Origin of the sequence: Halogranum amylolyticum (genome assembly GCF_900110465.1) — an archaeon.
Lineage (GTDB): Archaea > Halobacteriota > Halobacteria > Halobacteriales > Haloferacaceae > Halogranum > Halogranum amylolyticum.
This window is the reverse complement of record NZ_FODV01000011.1, coordinates 44,231-61,466: the sequence shown is the minus strand read 5'-3', so window position 1 is coordinate 61,466 and position 17,236 is coordinate 44,231. Positions and strand designations below refer to the sequence as shown.

Annotated in this window: 13 protein-coding genes; 6 read left to right on the top strand and 7 right to left on the bottom strand. The window is 52.7% G+C overall.

Annotated features, from left to right (window positions below; translation table 11 throughout):
• Positions 1 to 212: 212 nt before the first annotated feature.
• Together BSG17_RS16970 and BSG17_RS16965 are read right to left on the bottom strand one after the other, a co-directional pair.
• Positions 213 to 1,235, bottom strand: a complete 1,023-nt coding sequence (locus BSG17_RS16970) for an ABC transporter permease (RefSeq protein WP_089826227.1) — start codon at positions 1,233 to 1,235, stop codon at positions 213 to 215.
• Between the two features lies 1 nt (position 1,236).
• The gene (locus BSG17_RS16965) at positions 1,237 to 2,259 is read right to left on the bottom strand and encodes an ABC transporter permease (RefSeq protein WP_089826225.1); all 1,023 of its coding nucleotides are present in this window, start codon (positions 2,257 to 2,259) and stop codon (positions 1,237 to 1,239) included.
• A 788-nt stretch (positions 2,260 to 3,047) separates the two neighbouring features.
• Here BSG17_RS16965 and BSG17_RS16960 point away from each other — a divergent pair.
• Entirely contained in the window at positions 3,048 to 4,367 is a 1,320-nt protein-coding gene (locus BSG17_RS16960; RefSeq protein ID WP_089826223.1) for a DegT/DnrJ/EryC1/StrS family aminotransferase, read from the top strand.
• Positions 4,368 to 4,631: 264 nt separating this feature from the next.
• On the opposite strand, the gene BSG17_RS16955 is transcribed toward BSG17_RS16960, so the two are convergent.
• A complete protein-coding gene (locus BSG17_RS16955; RefSeq protein WP_089826221.1) occupies positions 4,632 to 6,548 on the bottom strand; it encodes an ABC transporter substrate-binding protein in 1,917 nt (638 codons plus the stop codon).
• Positions 6,549 to 6,648: 100 nt separating this feature from the next.
• Between BSG17_RS16955 and BSG17_RS16950 the strand changes: the two genes are divergently transcribed.
• Positions 6,649 to 7,875, top strand: coding sequence for an Nramp family divalent metal transporter (locus BSG17_RS16950; RefSeq protein WP_089826219.1), 1,227 nt, complete (start codon positions 6,649 to 6,651; stop codon positions 7,873 to 7,875).
• A gap of 3 nt (positions 7,876 to 7,878) precedes the next feature.
• Here the strand turns inward: BSG17_RS16950 and BSG17_RS16945 are convergent, their stop codons facing one another.
• From BSG17_RS16945 to BSG17_RS16930, 4 genes are read right to left on the bottom strand one after another with little or no spacing between them, the layout of a single operon-like run.
• Positions 7,879 to 8,991, bottom strand: a complete 1,113-nt coding sequence (locus BSG17_RS16945; RefSeq protein WP_089826218.1) for a Gfo/Idh/MocA family protein — start codon at positions 8,989 to 8,991, stop codon at positions 7,879 to 7,881.
• Positions 8,988 to 9,749, bottom strand: a complete 762-nt coding sequence (locus BSG17_RS16940) for a sugar phosphate isomerase/epimerase family protein (protein ID WP_089826216.1) — start codon at positions 9,747 to 9,749, stop codon at positions 8,988 to 8,990. Before BSG17_RS16940 ends, BSG17_RS16945 begins: the two co-directional genes overlap by 4 nt.
• Positions 9,750 to 9,790: 41 nt before the next feature.
• The gene (locus tag BSG17_RS16935) at positions 9,791 to 11,770 is read right to left on the bottom strand and encodes an alpha/beta hydrolase (RefSeq protein WP_089826214.1); all 1,980 of its coding nucleotides are present in this window, start codon (positions 11,768 to 11,770) and stop codon (positions 9,791 to 9,793) included.
• A gap of 60 nt (positions 11,771 to 11,830) precedes the next feature.
• Complete coding sequence (locus tag BSG17_RS16930; protein ID WP_089826212.1) at positions 11,831 to 12,670, bottom strand: GNAT family N-acetyltransferase; 840 nt, start codon at positions 12,668 to 12,670, stop codon at positions 11,831 to 11,833.
• A 114-nt stretch (positions 12,671 to 12,784) separates the two neighbouring features.
• Here BSG17_RS16930 and BSG17_RS16925 point away from each other — a divergent pair, with 114 nt between their 5' ends.
• The 4 genes from BSG17_RS16925 (at position 12,785) to BSG17_RS16910 (ending at position 17,137) form a co-directional block, all read left to right on the top strand.
• A complete protein-coding gene (locus BSG17_RS16925; protein WP_089826210.1) occupies positions 12,785 to 14,233 on the top strand; it encodes an enolase-like domain-containing protein in 1,449 nt (482 codons plus the stop codon).
• Positions 14,234 to 14,340: 107 nt separating this feature from the next.
• Positions 14,341 to 15,207 carry a sugar phosphate isomerase/epimerase family protein gene (locus BSG17_RS16920; RefSeq protein WP_089826208.1) on the top strand — a complete coding sequence of 289 codons (867 nt, stop codon included), beginning with the start codon at positions 14,341 to 14,343 and terminating at the stop codon, positions 15,205 to 15,207.
• Between the two features lie 12 nt (positions 15,208 to 15,219).
• On the top strand, positions 15,220 to 16,197 hold the full coding sequence (locus BSG17_RS16915; RefSeq protein WP_089826206.1) for a Gfo/Idh/MocA family protein: 978 nt from the start codon (positions 15,220 to 15,222) through the stop codon (positions 16,195 to 16,197).
• Positions 16,198 to 16,237: 40 nt separating this feature from the next.
• Positions 16,238 to 17,137 carry a Gfo/Idh/MocA family protein gene (locus BSG17_RS16910; protein WP_170864836.1) on the top strand — a complete coding sequence of 300 codons (900 nt, stop codon included), beginning with the start codon at positions 16,238 to 16,240 and terminating at the stop codon, positions 17,135 to 17,137.
• Positions 17,138 to 17,236 lie beyond the last annotated feature (99 nt).

The following is a 17,236-nucleotide window of genomic DNA, read 5'->3' as shown; positions in this document are numbered from 1 at the left end:
ACCACTTGGCATACAACATATCATTAGAACCGAAGTAAATATAGTTTGGCCCTCTGGAAGATGATGAAATAGCGTTACTCACAGGCGTCAGTAAGATTCTCTACTCATCAGGGACACTAACTTACTTCTCGATTATGAGCGAAGTGTATGAACGGGCGAAGACGCTCCAGAGAATTGAGAATAAATATAGTTTCTCTAGATAGGGGGATTATCTACTTATTCTGAATGTCTGCTTCGTCGTCATCACTGAGTGTACGTGCATGTCGTGCGCGGAGTTGAGGGTTGAATACCCGATCAAGCCCCTGTGAGAGGATAATCAGTCCGAAACTGAAGAGTGTTAATACGAACATCGGAGCAAGCAACCAGTGGCCTGCACGTCCCATATTTGAGAGGGCTCCCGCCTGGTATGCAAGATTCATCATTACGCCCCAATTGAACGTCGAGAACGGGAGGAACCCCAAGAAATAGAGCGCAACCGACTCGAAGATCACTGCTCGAGCGGAGCTAGCAGCGTTAATGAGGATGTAGGGCATCAACTGTGGAGCAATATCCCGTTCCATAATCGTTGAGGATGAAACACCCATTGCACGGGCTGCTTCGACATACGAATCCTCACGGATTGTAAGCACCTGCGAACGTAATGAACGGGCTAGCCCAGGCCAGTTATCGATTGCAAGAATGATTCCCACTAAGAAGGGATTTTTCGGCTGGTACACAGCAGCCAAGAGGATAACCAGTGGAAGTGCTGGAATTGTCATCACAATATCCGTCATGGTCATCAACCCACTATCGACTTTGCCACCTTTGTATCCGGCAACAATACCAATAATCACTGCAACTCCGGTTGCGAAGATGGCGCCAGCAAGCGCCATTTGAAGCATCGCTGGTGTCGCATGAACGAGCTGTTTCGCGATCCCTTGTCCCATTCGATCGGTTCCAAGTGGAACGTCCATGTTCACAAAGGGGGCTGTATATGGGGCTGCCTCATTCAGTGACGGCTCTGGAACGAACCGAAATCCAACGGTTCCGATTACGATGAATACACTGACGATAGCGAGACCGAGTGGCATCCGCCAGTCAGTAAAGCCAACTTTCGCTGGTGCGTAAACGAATCGGTCAAACCATTGGTAGACCCGTTCTTGACGGGTTGCTGATTTCCGGTTACCTTGCGTTGGGGGGTCGAAGAGACTCGTTTCGGAGAGGCTCTGTCTCGAAGTGTGGTCGTCGCGGGACATATCAATATGACTCCTTCTCAGCAGTACCAGCACGTGGGTCGATAAGACCGTACGTGAACTCAGCGATGAGAACGCCAAGTAGTGTAATTATCGTGAAGAAGATCATCACGCCCATCAGCAATGGGTAATCTCGGTTCTGAATTGCGCCAAACGTATACCACCCGACGCCTGGATAGTTGAATATCTGTTCCATGATCACGCTACTGGAAAAAATACTTGCAATTCCAACCATCAGTGTTGTGTACATGGGCAAGATGGCGTTCCGGGTGACATATCGGGTCGCAATACGAGTTTGGCTCAGACCACGGAGACGGGCGACCCTGATGTAATCTTTGCCAAGAATACGGAGACTGTTTCCGCGCATGGCGAGGGCACCCCCACCGAAGCCGACGACAAATCCGGTGAGTATCGGGAGCGCAGCGTGCTTCACGACACTAATCATGAACGGGGCATTGAACCCAGGTGCTGTCAACTCAGAGTTGTACCGGCCACCAGTTGGGAACCAGCCGAGTTCGAAGGCGAGATACGAGAGCATCAGTATGGCTGCGACGTAGTAGGGTACTGATGTGGAGATGGTGGCAACAAGTGACATCCCTTTATCAAGGTAGCTCCCCTCGCGGTAGGCCATCAGGGCTCCGAGTAGGACATTAGTCGTGAATCCGAGGAGGAGACCGTAGATACTTACGAACACTGACCACGGCATCGCAACAAAAAGAATCTGGAAGACAGGCTTGTTTTTCCAGATTGATCTCCCAAAGTCTTGGTAGACAACCACGTCACGCAGGTAGTGGAGGTACTGAATCCAAATCGGTTCATCTGGCTGAATGCCAGTGTACAATTCAACAAGTTGATTGATCCGTTGTGTATCCACTTCACCTCCGTTCTGGAGTGCTTGCTGAATCAATTGTTGTCTCATCGCCTCCACGGGACCACCCGGTAACAGGCGGTACATAAAGAACGAGATCGTGATGACGGCGAACAGAGTGACGATTGCCTGTCCGACGCGCTTGGCGTGGTAGTTCATGCTGGACTGTATGTGAGATATCAATACTACAATTTATGTGTTTTGGTAACACGCCATTTGATACAGTATAATAAGGAGTGAAAAATTAAATTCTAGAACGATTCGTAGCTGTTCTTTGATGCCGACGTACAACTTCCCTACTAGATGATTCCGGAGGCTTCAGACATTTTGTTGCCCCAGTCGAATACGTAACTACGCGTAATTGAGAAGCGACCATTCGATTGTTTGGTAATATGAAACGCGGCAAATCAAACCGGATACTCTCTTTATATACACATCTCAGCATCTTACAATGATAACGAAACCAATCCGAGAGAGTAGCGCATCGTTTTTGTACACGAAACAGCTTCTCGACTCACTAGCGATTTGTTCTGTTGCCACCGGTAGAGGGTTGATCGGGACTTTGCATTCCAAGATCAACTAATCCGTAGGTGAGAACTGCTGCCACACCAATGCCATTACAGAATTATTATTGTAACACAACTTGTTACGAACATACTCCTCAGAGATAACAAACAGACCATTATAACGGGAGTCAACCACTATATTTTAGTAATAGAATCTTTGTAACTGTATTTTGTGCCTTCGTTTCGCGCTGCAAAACGAATAGCGTCTCATTGCTTCTCCCTCTCAGGTCGTTTTACCCTGAAATTCACCGACGAGGAGCCCGGGCTCCGCTCAGACAGTCGTTTTGAAGTAGCAAGTACAATTCTTCGCTGCAAAATCTCCCAACAGTGGGATGTCAACCTACTATTTTATAGGGTGGCAAGGTAACATATGACAGTACGATGGCGGAACAATTGGCAATTCACGGCGGTCAACAGACTGTCACGCACGATGAACCTGAGCGCTGGGAACGTCCAGTCCAAAAGGAAAAAGACCTCGTAAACGATCTCATTGACCGGTTAGAAATCTCAGCGGCAGGATCCGGGCTCCCAAAGGAGTTTGAGGATGCATTCGCCGATTATACTGGTGCAAAGCACTGTGTCACGCTTAATCACGGTTCGACGGCACTTGAGGCGGCCTATTACGCGGTCGGTGTCGGCCCAGGTGATGAAGTTATCACGCCTACAGCAGGCTACATCGGAGCTTACGCGGGCGCACTGCACATGGGTGCACGGCCTGTATTCTGCGAGGTTGACCCTGATACCCTTCTCGCAGATCCGGCTGATATCGAATCACGAATTACTGACCGGACGGCGGCAATAAATGTCACACATTGGAACGGTCGTGTTTGTGATATGGACGCCCTCCTCGAGATCCGAGATCGATACGAGATTCCAATCGTTGAAGATGCAGCGCATGCCCATGGCTCCTACTGGGATGGCGAACACATCGGAACTGTCGGCGACATCTGTTGTTTTAGTTTGCAAGGTGTCAATCCCTATGGAAAGCCGCTTGCTGGCGGAGAAGGCGGGATTTTGACTACGAACAACGACGAGTATTACCAACGACAGCTCTCATACTGCCATCTCCATCGTAGTGGTATGCGCGAGGAACTCACCCACGAACCATACACGCATCTCGATTACGAAGTTCTCGGCAAGAAATATCGTTCCCACCCTCTCGCAATAGCTTTCGCCAAAGTTGGACTCGAAACACTTGAGTACCGGTGTAATCGCCGCATCGCTTACCGTAAACAACTCTTCGAACGCCTCGCCGACATCGACGCTGTACGTACAGTCAAAACGTACGAGAAATCAGACTCTGGCGGCTTTTATGGTGGCCTACGAGTCGTCTTCCAACCTGATGAAATGCCGGGCGTTGATGCCGAGACATACGTTAGTGCACTCCAAGCCGAAGGTGTCGACGCAGGTGGACCCGGGTTTCACTACATGGAACACCTTCGATATCAATTTAAACAGGGGTATGACCTTTGGGGGAACGACCGTGGCCCACTCGGCGGTGAGTTCTGTGGCCTCCCAACATACGAAGGGTACTCTAAGGGAGACTTCCCTGTCTCGGAGGAGCTCGATCAACGAGTTATCATCCTACCGTCGTACATCGAACCGAAACCCGGCCATCTTGACGAAGTCGTCGCAGCGTTTGAAAAATTAGAAGCGAATGCTGAGCAGTTGGCCGCGCACTCCCCTACAAAAACTCTCTGAACTGGCCTATTCTCTAATCTCCGCTTTCTACGTGCAAGTGATAAAGCCGTGAGTAGTGCTCACGATGTTCCAAATCAAAGCACCGGCTTTACGAGAGGATTCTTTGGGGCATCTAAGAGAACGAAAGCAACGAGTGAGTTGTGTCGCTTCCAGAGCGACAAGGCGAGTATCGAGGGTCGCATGCGATTTGTGATTCTTACCTGAATTGAAGCGCTAAGGCCCATTCCAACGATTCACCGCAGAGAGCGAGTAGAGCGGAGTCGTTCACTTGTACCCGATGTGACCGTGCTTAAGCGCGTGCGTCTCGTTATACGCTGCCAAGATCTCGGCATCTGGCCACGAGAAGTTCTTCGTGTCGCCGAAGAGGTTCTTTGCCGGATATCGGAGATCGATGTCTGGGAGGTGGAAGTTCCACGCCCAGGAGAGCTTTCGAACAATCTCATTGGTGCGCTCCTTACTGACCGGTTGTAGCACCTCATTGTAGAGCTCGAAGGGTACAATTGTCTCTGTCTCACCTGAGAGATCGGTTGCACCGACGTTGACCGGAATTTCCATCTTCAGTGGTTTTCCAGTGTACGGCGAGAACTCTCTCCCTTCATCGATCCACTGTTGCACCGTCTCTTTCGCACCAGTCTCTGCTTCGTAGCCACCGGGGCCAATACGAAGCCCCCAGAACGTTCCCCACTTGAAGAATTCCGAGGGGTGGTAAGTGATGCCAGAGAAATGCGTCTCTGTCGTGAGATCCCAATTACTCATTTTATTCGTGATGATATCGATTTTCGTTCCTCGCTCGACCTTGTTGAGATTAACTGCGAAGCCATAGTCCTTGAGCTGTGCGGAAGCAACCTGTGCGGCAGTCAGCCAGTTGCCAGACCCAGCGATGAATCGTAGTGGTTCGAGTTCGTTACCGTCGGGATCTACGACGGTGCCGTTTTGTCGCGAGTAACCAGACATCCCTAAGAACTTATCAGCGAGGTCGGGGTCAGCACCGACGCTGTAATCGATGTACTTGTTTTGTTGCCCTCCGAGATACTGTTCGTAGTAACTATTCGCAATACCGGCATGGGTTTTGACTGGAGCACCTTCCTCAGCGATAGATACCTGTGCGTTATAATCCATGCACGCAGCCATCGCACGACGGACGTTGACATCCTGGAGGTACTCGCGATTCCCCCAGTTGATGTTCATCTTGTAGAAGTACGGGAGAGGGTTTTCGTAGAGCGTCTCGTAGTGGTCAGCCAGCTGTCCCTTGTAACGGTGAATATCACTGGCCAGATCGAGTTTATCATTCGTGATGAGTTCATCTACTCGTGCTTGCTCGGCGGCGACATGCCGGCGGACCTGCGTGATATCTATTTTGTCAGCGTTACGATGGCCGTCCCACTTCGTGAGCGTTAGGTGCTGTTCGTTGATCTGTGTCGGTTGGAACGGTCCGGTTCCGAGACCGCGGTTGACGTACTCTTCGTGTGGGACCGAGAGCTCGGTGAGTTGTTTGGAGATCTCCTCTTTCTCATCTGCACTGGAGGCGTCTTGGTATTTCTGAAGCCACTCTCCCCAGACTCGTTCCCCCATTCCGAAGACGTCAGTCAGTTCGGTCTTAGCGAGGATATCGGGGTTATGTGGTTTCTTGAAGGTGTACGCGATGGTCCGTTTGTCTTCCACGTCGATACTCTCATACTTACTGGACTCAGGTGCTTGGAGACGGACCATTTCATCGTAAGCATGCAAATCTGTTGCCGTGAACTGGTCTCCGTTCCAGTATTTAACATTGTCTCGAATGGTTTTTCTGAGAATGTTATTCTTTTCGTCGTAGTCCCACGACTCGTATCCGACGAGTTCTGTCTCGTATTCTGTCTCGCGGGTAACCGCGCCAACGTCAACAGTGAACAGTTGGAGGTTTCCGGAAAACTCCCCGCTTGGGGCAAATGAGTTCCATTGAATCTCGTCAGGGAGGTTTCCACTGCCAACCTCGTCAAGAATCGGCTCACTTGGTTGGTCCGACGTCCCCCCGTTGCCATCGGTACCGCCCTGATTGTTCGGAGCCGAAGATTGTTGTTGCTTCTCGCGCGACTGATTACAGCCAGCCAGTCCAATCGTCGCTCCTGCACCTAACGTCTGCAGCCAGCGACGTCGTCCAAGCTGAACGCTACGCCTCTGTGGCTGTGAGTTCTTCTCACTCATGTGTCTCTTTCACATCGTTGATACTGTTATATAAACATTGTGCGGACTTTCTCACACATTGATAAGAACAATTATGTCAATTCGACTGTGACTCTGTCCCATGTCGAACACGGAACGAACACTCACGAATCGTCTTCGAGCGATTGGGCCAGCCCTAGTGCTCGCTGCGGTTGTCGTTGGTCCTGGGAGCATCACCCTCAGTATTCTCGTGGGAGGGAGCTTTGGGTACGAGTTATTGTGGGTTCCGGTTGTGGCGACTATATTCATGATCACGTTCACATGGCTAGCAGCTCGCATCGGCCTCGTCACGGGTCAGACCCTATTCAGCGTGACTCGGGCGAAATATGGTGATGTGATTGCTTTGGCTGGTGGTGGATTCAGTTTTCTCACTATTTTGGCCTTCCAGACTGGCAATAATGCTGGCATCGGCTTTGCCTCCGCTGCACTCTTTGGGGGCGACCCTCGCTTTTGGGCTGCGGTGTTTACCGCTCTCGCGGTCGGGTTCGTGTGGTTACCAGCACTGTACGAAAAGGTAGAGACACTTGTGAAGGTTGTCGTCGGAATAATGCTTGTCTCGTTTGTTGGCACGCTCGCCATTGTCGGCATCGACTTTCAGCCAGCTATAGCAGGTCTTGTTCCTAGGTTCCCAACCACTAGTAGCGTTTTTCTTGCGCTTGGGCTTGCAGCGACGAACTTCTCGATCGCCGCAGCCGCGTATCAAACGCACTTGATGAAAGAGAATTCGTGGGGGCCCGAACGTCTCGTCGAAGAGGGAGTCGACACGATTCTCGGTATTGCAATCCTTGGCGTCATCGTGATGACGATACTTCTTACTAGTGCAGGTGTTCTCCACGGGTCAGACGCCTCAGCTACCTCTGCTCAGGGAATGGCTTCTGTCCTCCGGCCTGCAGTCGGCGACGGTGCGTTCTATCTCTTTCTTATCGGATTCTTCTTTGCAAGCCTCTCCTCACTCGTTGTTAATGCTCTCATCGGTGCGACGTTACTCGTAGACGGATATGGTGGTGACGCTTCGATGGAAGGACGCCCTGTAAAACTGTGGTCGGTCGCGGCGATGGTGTTGGGACTCGTCGTGGTATTGATTGCTGGCGGCAGTCCAATCGAACTCCTTCGAACTGCACAGGCTCTTGCTATCATCGCGTTTCCGCTGTTGGGTTTTCTCGTCATCGCGATTTCTCGCGATCACGAATTCATGGGAGAGTACCGGAACAGCCCTGCTGTAACGGCACTTGCTGTCTTAGGGTATCTCGCCATCTTAGCGATCGTCTACAATTATCTACGAACGCTCGTTCCAGCATTGCCTCCGTGAGTGCTATTTAGTACCCGGCTCGATGACAGTTTCTGATTCGGTGGCTTCGATTGTTGCCCAATTCAACTCCAGTGTCCGGGTTGCGTCGGCAAACGACGATCTGACTATCGACTGGTCGTCCGTCATGCACGCATGGAGGAACGTCTCGACCTCTTTGCGGTACCGATCACACTCGCCATCAAACTCGATGTTGTTGCCGTCGACTTCACCAGTGAGTCGTTGTGCCGCGTAATCAAGATGCAGCTCGAAATCTTCTCCAGTAATATCCAGTGTGACTGTCCACTGCGGTGCTACGACTGCTGATGAAACGCTGGAGACGACTCCGTTTTCGTGTTCAACAGTCGCAGCAACGGCATCAAAGTAATCGATTTCAGGCGTCCCAACGTTCTCACTGCCGACAGCGAAGACCTGTTCGACGTCGCCGCCAAAGTAGCGTAGGAGGTCGTATACGTGTGTGGCTCGGATATTGATGTCGCCTCCTGACGTCGACATTTTGTTGCCCCATTCGCTAGCGAGCAGTCCACTCCAGTAACTCGCGTCAAGCAAGGCGATTGGCCGGTCTCCGATGAGTTCGCGAGCTCGTTCGGTAATCGCGTCATATCTGAAGACGTAGCCCGAGGATGTAATCACATCAGCAGTATCGAGGGCAGCTTTCCACTCGTGGGCATCTTCGATGTGGAGACCGACTGGCTTCTCGACGAAGCAGTGGACCCCGTGTTCGGCGGCGAGGTCGATTTGGTCGCTGTATGCGAACGGTGGAATCGCGATAAACACGACCTCGAAATCGGCTGCTTCGAAGAGCGTTTCGTGGTCGGTGTACACGTCCGCATCTCGAGGAGAAGCAGCGCTGCGAGCTGCCTCCTCATTAACGTCGCAGACGGCGACAATGCTGTGACCGTCGATCTCATCTATGCAGTCCATTAGGCCACTGGCCATCTTCCCAGCACCGATAAATGCTACTCGCATCTCGTTTCCAACTCCCCCTCCATACTCTTCAACGTTGTGCAGAGTTGGAAAAATACGTTTCTGCTCGGATTGTCCCTCGAGGAGGCAGAAAGAGAGGTGACCAACTACTGCCTCAAGACCGCTCTCAGCGTTGAGGGTTGGGTAGTTCACACGACCGACCTGAGATATGCTCTGTCGTGCGCAATCGCTTTGCTATACGGGAGATCGTCGGTCACAAACTCTACGTTGGCAAAGCCATCAAAGCCAGCATCTTGGAAGACCCGAATTACCGTTCCGACGTCGTAAAACGCATTAGCTAGCAGACACCGCTTTCGTCCACCTTGTTCCGGGACTGCCTGGAGATGGACGTTATTCGAGATGGGCGCAAGCTCACGGGATTCGGACGCGATAGTAGCGGCATTCATGCCGAACAGTGGTTGGTAATTAAGGCCACAATGTGGATGGCTAACCCGCTCGATAACACGGCGGGCACCCTCTGTCGTGTTGGTTAGGGTCCCTTCATGTTTCTCAACGGTGATAGCGAGATTCCGCTCCGCCGCTGAATCGGCTGCCTCGCGAAGATCCGCAACAACGGCGTCAAGGTGGTGATCATGGTGGTCTTGCCATTCTTGATTCCCCGCCCAAACACGGACTAGGTCAGCACCCAGCGTGACTGCCACTTCAAGTTCGTGTGTGAGTTGGTCAGCGAACGCATCGGTACCTGGCCGAAGATATGAACCATAGACCGGAATCGAGAGTTCGTGGGTTTCCACGCGCTCACGGATTGCGGTACATTCGGCGTCCTTATCGTTACTTACGTGGTCACCACCCCATACTTCGACACCATCGTATCCTGCGTCAACAGCGGCGTCGATAACATCCAGAACGTCCATCTCTTTGTTCGAGATGGTACAGAGTCCGAACAGCATACATTGGATTCCGGACCCTGAGGACAAAAATATTGGTTTAGCTATGGATTGGGAAGCGAAGATTTCGGGAACGATATCCGTCGGACAGTTCGATCATCAAGTGCCGTGAGTAGCTGCGGGACATCGAATTTCCCAACAACGTCGAAAACAGTGAGCCCAAAGTTCGGAGTAATCTCCTTTGTCGTTGCCCGGTCTTGGAACGATAGGACATCCTCGACAGTCACGGAGGCAACGCCGGAATCAGCAACCGCTGCATACAGTGCACTGAATGACCGGTCACCGGCACCGACTATGCCGAATTGCTCACCACCTGTTCGATGACGAAAATAGTCAATAGCCCGCAGTACGTCGAACGTGCGGAGTGCGAGTAGCGACGTCCCAGTCATTAGAGCATCCGAAGCGAGTTTGTACTCTGTCCCATGGTAGTCGAAGTACTCCCCACCGTTGGCCAGTGGCGTGTTCACCTCACGAGCACGGACGCCACCGATGCCACGCGGATCGAAGATGAGCACCACGCCTCGCTCGTGGGCCCATTGCTTAACGGAATCCTCGTAGTCTTCGATATCGGCTGTCCCCTGAGGTAGTAATGTGACGGTCGGAATCGGGGTATCAACATCTGAGTCACGGATGAGGATACCCGTGGTAACGATATCTGAGTCGCTGTGAAAGAATACCTTCTCAGTGACGAGTCCATCGACTGCCTCGCTCTGGATGGACCGTGGAAACAACCGTGGTCGTGCTCGATTGAGATCAAAGCGTTCGCGGAGGCGATGAGCGAGCGGTTCTGCGTCATCGTGAGTACGATTGGTGTCAAAAGATGCTTTTTCAAGGTACGCCCGGTTTAAGTCGACGACGTGGCGTTCATCCGCGTATGCGGCGTTCACTTCACCGTTGGGGAGACAATGGAGGATCTCGGTTGATTCGACGTGAGGGTCCCCAGTTTTGAAGTCCGGCGCTCGGCCTTGGAGATGGCTACGGAACCAGTTTATTGCTGCCTGCCGAAGCGTTGGCGAGAGGCCATGTGTTTCTGGCGAGATTACGAGGTCAATGTTATCGACAGCGTCGTACTGACCATATACGCTTTCAGCACGCGCAACGGTTCGATATGCACCCTCAATACAGAGAAAGTCTGACTGTGCTGCACCGATCTGAACCGGCTTTGGAGCGAAGCCAGTGAGGAAATCATCGTAGCGCGGGCCACGTTCGATAGCACGCCAGAGTATCTGCTCGCCGTCCTGCGCTTGCCCTGTCTTCATGTAGTCCTCTTTACTCGTGATAAAACAACACGGGACCGCCGCAGCAAGGCGATCATCTGCCAGCATCAGATATCCTGTCTGCATCCCTCCACCAGAGTTTCCCATTGCTCCGATCCGAGACTGGTCTACCTCAGGGCGAGAAGCAAGATAATCAAATGCACGGATACAGTCCCAGACGAAATACCGTGCGAGGTTTGTTCCGATGAGTTGGCATTGGTGTCCGAGATAACTGTGCTCAATAGTGTTCTCCCGTGGATTCTGTCCGGTTTCAGGGTCGTAGAATTGATGGCGCTCTCCTTGTCCAATTGGATCAACGGCAAGAACGGCGAATCCTTGGCTTACGAGTTCAATACAGGCCTGCTGGTAGACAGTAGCTGCCTTGCCAACCGAAGCGTGCCCGCAGAAAAAAAGGACACCTGGGAACCCGTTGTCCACGACTTTCTCTTTCGGGAGATAGAGATTCGTGGTGACGTGGAATCCAGGCAGGCTCTGAAAGACCACTTTCTCGATAATGTAATCGTCTCGTTCGAGTGTCCCAGTTACTTCTGGTTCTAGCGGTGTCTTCTCATTAGGGAGACCACCAATCGAATCAATGAAGAACTCCCGCGCAGTCGTCGTACGGTCTGCAACTGCCGAAATCGAGTCGAGTTCTTTACGTTCGCGCTCAGCTGTCTTGAACTGTTCATTGGCACGTTGATAGAGGTACCTCGGTAACTGCGCCCCGACGTCATAATATCCATCGACATTCTTTTCAAAGGATTCCATAATTGGCCGAAACCGATGATGTCGACTGGCTTAAACCTTTGGTGGGGATGCTGAACCGACTCAGCCCCACGCAAAGTCGACGGCGCCATGAATTGTAGGACCGTTCAGCAATGGTCGGTCTGATTGGTAGCTCATCCTAACGAGTTCACGTTGCTTCGACAGTCCATATGATTCGAGAATTCCAGTTGTTTCTGCGTTCGGAAATGTATCGATGATGATGGTTGGATCAGAGAGAACTGCTGAGGTACCATTGAGAAGGAGTTTCAGGTCAGTGGGTTCAGAGACAACGATTGGACCAAGTTGTGGACACATCCGACCCGGACGTAAGATCCCATAGCCTGTGAGCCGGCCGTCTTCTCGAATTCCAAGGGCAGAGGTGCCGACTTCTGATAACATTCGTTCTAATAGGTGGGAGCGGTCGATGTCAACGGCCTGCTGATCCAGAGTGTAGATGGCATCGGCTTCAGTTGGGGGCAGTACTGTTGCAGCATCCTCACTATCGCCACTTTTGAGTGTTCCACTCCAACGCTCGATGGGGCTCGCAACCTGAAAACCACTCTCACGATAGATGGATGCACCGTCCTCTGTCGCATCGAGACCAATGTCCATACGAGTATCTTCTCGAACAGAGTCGAGCGCGTGTTCGAATAGAGCCGTTCCGTATCCCTTGCAACGATGGGCCTCGTCGACGAGTACCATTCCAATCCATGTGACATCCTCGTACGTCACGAGACAGGTTGTGGCGACGACCCGACCATCCACACGGCCGGCAAAGCAGCGATTCGGTGAGAGATCAATAAACCGTTCCCAGTCTGCAGCGACTTGATTCCATCCCGCTTGCGTGGAGAGTCGCATCCCTGCCTCGATATCATCGGGAGTGAGTATGGTAATTTCGACCATAGTCACAGAATGACACAGGGGGCATAAAATGTATCGGAGCTCAAACCTGTCTAAGGAGAAGAGAATGAGTGATAGAGGGGTGGGGTTTATCACCTGTCAGCGTGAGATCAACCCATGGTAGTCTCCATCACGGATACTGAACTGTACGTTTCTAACCTTCACCGCCGGATGACGTTTCACTTCGGGAACGTCCACGTTGCTGAAGGGCCACAAGTCCTCCTCGATGCGACCATCGACGTGAACGGTGATTCGTATCGAGGAGTGGCGATGGGGGCACTCGCACCGATGTGGTTCTACAAGGACCCCGACCTCACGATGGAATCAGGTGTCACAGCCATGCTAGAAGTCTTCAGCGCGGCCTGCGACGAATCTGAAGCACTACCACCAGTTGAGTCGGCTTTCGAGTGCTGGCGATCGGTCTACGATGCTGTAGAGTCATGGGCAGCAGATACCGATCATCCAGCCCTCCTCTGGAGTTACGGTGTCAGTCTCGTCGAGCAGGCTGTCATCGACGCGTATTGTCGAGCCACCGAAACCTCGTTCCCGGATGCAGTTCACGAAGAGACCCTTGGGATTAACCTGGGTGCGATTCATGACGAACTCGACGGTGAGTCAGCTAGCGATTTGTTGCCCGACACGCCGCTTTCGCAGACCTCCATTCGGCATACGGTTGGTCTGAGTGATCCACTTACGGACGACGACGTGGGCGTTGACAACCGTCTGGACGATGGTCTCCCGCAGACACTCTCGGAGTACGTCGTCGAGCAAGATATCAGCCATTTCAAAATCAAGCTGGCAGCAAAACCATCCGATATCGACCGGTTGCGCCGTATCCAGGAAGTGGTCGAAACGCATCTCGACGACTACGCATTTACGCTCGACGCGAACGAGCAGTATCCGACAGTCACGGCGTTCCGTGACCAATGGGAACAGATGACCGCGGATAATGACCTTACAGAATTCTTCGAGCATCTCCGGTATGTCGAGCAACCGTTGCCCCGCGACGAAGCATTCAGCGAGCGGACTCGAGAAGCATTCGATGCCTGGGAGAACCGACCACCGATCATTATCGATGAGTCAGACGATTCGCTCGATAGCCTTCAGCGTGCTCTTTCGAGCGGCTACAACGGTACCAGCCACAAGAACTGCAAAGGCATCTTCAAGGGCATTGCAAACCGGTGCTTGCTTAAGTATCGTCACAGAGAGGACGGGGGACGGTACCTCATGAGTGGTGAGGATCTAACGACGCTCGGACCAATCGAACTCCAAGAAGATCTTGCCGTGATGGCGACGCTCGGCATGGAGAGTGTGGAACGTAACGGGCACCACTACTACCGGGGTCTCAGCATGCTCCCTGAAGACGTCCAAGAGCAGATTCTCGATGTTCATCCCGACCTCTTCACTCGCCATCCCGATGGATTCCCGACACTGGACGTTCAGGAAGGGAAGATCAGTCTTGACTCGGTCCTTACGGCTCCGTTCGGGCATCGAATCGACCTTGATACTGACGATTCATTCTTCATCCCTGTAGCTGAGTGGAGCCTCGAATCCATTTACGCCTGACTCAAGCCGACAGAACTTATCTGGCCGAGATCGACGTAATCCCGCTCTATGATTCCCAGATGGTGGTGGGACAACATTCAAGATGCCACCCGTGGCACACATTCACGATGCAAACAGCCCTGTTCACAAAAGTCCTGAGCGATCGAAGTTTGAAAGATGCCTGTACGCTTGCCTCAGAGATCGGATACGATGGTGTCGAACTCATGTGTAGACCCCCCCACTTCGATGTGGAAACTACCGACGAGGAGGCCCAGGCACTCCGGGATTATGTTCGCGACCTTGGACTCGAAATTCCATGTCTTGCTACCTACACCGGAAACTATCTGGGTAAAAGCGACGCCGAATGTGAGGAGCAGCTTGTACAGCTCGAACGGTTCTGTGAGCTGGCAGAGATATTGAATGTCGACCTCGTCCGCCACGGCCCCGGTGGCCCCGCCGCGTTCGAGGCAGACAGTACCCACTACGAGGAGGGCGCCATGTGGATGCGTCGTGCTGCCGACCGTGCGGCCAAATACGATAAAGAACTCGGCGTTGAAATTCACAGTGGAACGATTGTTGAATCCGGAGATGATGCCGTTCGCCTCTTTGAACTGATTGACCGCGATAATGTCGGTGCGATACACGATGCTGGAAACATGTTCATCTCACATGCTGATTACGGACGGGAATCCGTTGAAACGCTTGACAACTGGCTCCGGCATGTGCATGTGAAAGACGAGCGCCGTGTCGCGAATGACGGTACAGGACGATTCTCGGTTCGGACTATCGAAGGCGACGAGTGGTTCGAACCCACGTTGCTCGGCGAGGGCCAGACAGATTACGAGCCACTTTTCGAGGCACTCGCCGCAATGGACTACGATGGGTTCGTGACCGACGAATGTCATGTTTCCCCCACCGAATCACGAGACACAGCCGATATCGCAGAGGCCGAACACAAGGCCCTCCAACGATTGCTCATGGACGGGACACAGTAGGAGAACCATTGTATGTCTCCACACATCGGAATTGTTGGACTCGGGTTGATGGGAACTGCTCATGCCGAGCGTCTCCGTGATGCAGGAGCCACCATCGCTGGTGCAGATATTGATGCGAAAGCGCGTGATCAGTTCACTACCCAATTTGAAGCACCGGTCTTCAATGACTATAATGCGCTCATTGATTCAGGCGTTGACGCCATCGTCATTACAGTCCCGAACGCTCTTCACGAGGAGGTAGCGGTTGCAGCGCTCGAAAGTGGCGTGCATGTGCTTGTCGAGAAACCGCTGGCACACACTGTCAGCAGTGCCGAACGGATTATGGCAGCGGCGCGAGAGTCGACAGCATTCTGTATTGCTGGCTTCGTGTTGCGGTACTACACCTGCTTTGAGGAATTACATGCGCGTTGTGTCGATGGCGAGTTCGGTGAGATTCAACACGTAGAGGCCGCTTATGTCCGGCGTGATGGCGTCCCAGAACGGGGATGGTTCCGTAATCCTGACCTTGCGGGCGGTGGGGCAGTGGTTGACATCGGCGTCCACGTTCTTGACCTTGCGCTCGCTATCCTTGATTTCCCTGATATCGACGGTGTATACGGTCGAACACGGAGCGAGCGGGCGAGGCTCGATGTTGAAGATAGTGCCACCGGCCTTATTCGGACAAGCGAGGGGTCGACCATCGCTCTCGAAACCGCCTGGGCAGCGAACCGGAAAGCGCGCAAAGAGGTTGTCGTGAGAGGGAGCGAAGGTGGTGCTACACTTGACCTGTCCGACGAGACACTCACAATTTACGATGCCACGGAATCAGAACCCGATGTCTGTAGACCCGGCGAGACCGAGTGGCTCACCCCAGAGGATGAAGCACTCGTTTCAGCTGTAAAGTCAAGGAAGCCACCGATGATTGGTGATCTCGAGGAGGCGCTTGCTGTCCAGCGAGTTATCGAGTCTCTCTATGAATCGGATGCCACAGGGGAGGTCGTCTGCCCATGAGTCGAGTTTTCTGTCGTCCGGTTTGTTGGAGGTGGAGTTAATGGATGTTGGCATCGTCGGTACTGGCAACCAAATCGTCCGCAGAGTCCAACAGTGGCAGCGCATCGATCATGTTTCAGTTGTTGGCATCACAACAACTGACGGCAGCGTTCCCGATGTGGAGGCCCCTCTCTACGAGGATAGTAGGGCACTCATGGACAGCGATATTGACGCGATTGATTGTGTGACCGGTCCTACAGAGACCTGTTCAGTTGCCTGCCCGGCGATCAAGAACGGGATAGCCGTCTTGTTGCCGTGGCCCGTTACTAACACGGTTGCCGAAGCTGAGGCTATCATTTCGGCAGCCGATCAGACCACAACTCCTGTCGTTGGCGGGCTCACCCCTCGGTTCGATCCAGCCCGTCGCCGTGCCAAAGAACGGATTGCGAATGGAACCATCGGTCAAGTCGGAAACGTTCGTTTGCGACGTCGTCTCTTCACAGGTGATATCGATCCTTTAGTTGATGTAGCTGCTCTTGAACTTGATTTCCTCCAGTGGGTCTGTGAGGACCTCGACCGCGTCTTTGTTCGTCGGGGTGATGGGATCGATGCGATCCTCGTCACAGGCCGCTCAACCAACGATACGGTATTCCATCTCGACACACGTCACGATCAACAAGATGACCTTATCAGCTTCGAATTTGCTGGTGATGCGGGCTTGATAGAGTTCGATAGTCGGGAAACGGCTGGGGTAGTAACCCAGACTGGTACACTTCCACCCAGTGACGCCGATCCAATGCATCGTATGCTTACGCACTTCCACGAGTGTGTGGTCGGTGAGGCAACTCCGATCGCCAGTGCCAGCGATGCCACAGCAGCACTTCGGATTGGAAAAGCGCTTGTACAGTCTGAACAACGGGGAGCACCAGTTGCCGTCAACAAGCAGCGACCTAATAGTTAACTATTGAGACTTCCGATGAACGAATATTAAGTAGAATAGCAACCGTCGGAGAACTGCTTGAATGGATGCAACGTGACCGACGTCTGCCCTGTAAGCTAG

Bases quoted from the DNA above. Each gene is read 5' to 3' on its own strand.
- BSG17_RS16960 (WP_089826223.1), top strand. From the start codon at position 3,048: ATGGCGGAACAATTGGCAATTCACGGCGGTCAACAGACTGTCACGCAC.
- BSG17_RS16940 (WP_089826216.1), bottom strand. From the start codon at position 9,749: ATGCTGTTCGGACTCTGTACCATCTCGAACAAAGAGATGGACGTTCTG.
- BSG17_RS16910 (WP_170864836.1), top strand. From the start codon at position 16,238: ATGGATGTTGGCATCGTCGGTACTGGCAACCAAATCGTCCGCAGAGTC.
- BSG17_RS16935 (WP_089826214.1), bottom strand. From the start codon at position 11,770: ATGGAATCCTTTGAAAAGAATGTCGATGGATATTATGACGTCGGGGCG.
- BSG17_RS16965 (WP_089826225.1), bottom strand. From the start codon at position 2,259: ATGAACTACCACGCCAAGCGCGTCGGACAGGCAATCGTCACTCTGTTC.
- BSG17_RS16915 (WP_089826206.1), top strand. From the start codon at position 15,220: ATGTCTCCACACATCGGAATTGTTGGACTCGGGTTGATGGGAACTGCT.
- BSG17_RS16950 (WP_089826219.1), top strand. From the start codon at position 6,649: ATGTCGAACACGGAACGAACACTCACGAATCGTCTTCGAGCGATTGGG.
- BSG17_RS16925 (WP_089826210.1), top strand. From the start codon at position 12,785: ATGGTAGTCTCCATCACGGATACTGAACTGTACGTTTCTAACCTTCAC.
- BSG17_RS16955 (WP_089826221.1), bottom strand. From the start codon at position 6,548: ATGAGTGAGAAGAACTCACAGCCACAGAGGCGTAGCGTTCAGCTTGGA.
- BSG17_RS16970 (WP_089826227.1), bottom strand. From the start codon at position 1,235: ATGTCCCGCGACGACCACACTTCGAGACAGAGCCTCTCCGAAACGAGT.
- BSG17_RS16930 (WP_089826212.1), bottom strand. From the start codon at position 12,670: ATGGTCGAAATTACCATACTCACTCCCGATGATATCGAGGCAGGGATG.
- BSG17_RS16920 (WP_089826208.1), top strand. From the start codon at position 14,341: ATGCAAACAGCCCTGTTCACAAAAGTCCTGAGCGATCGAAGTTTGAAA.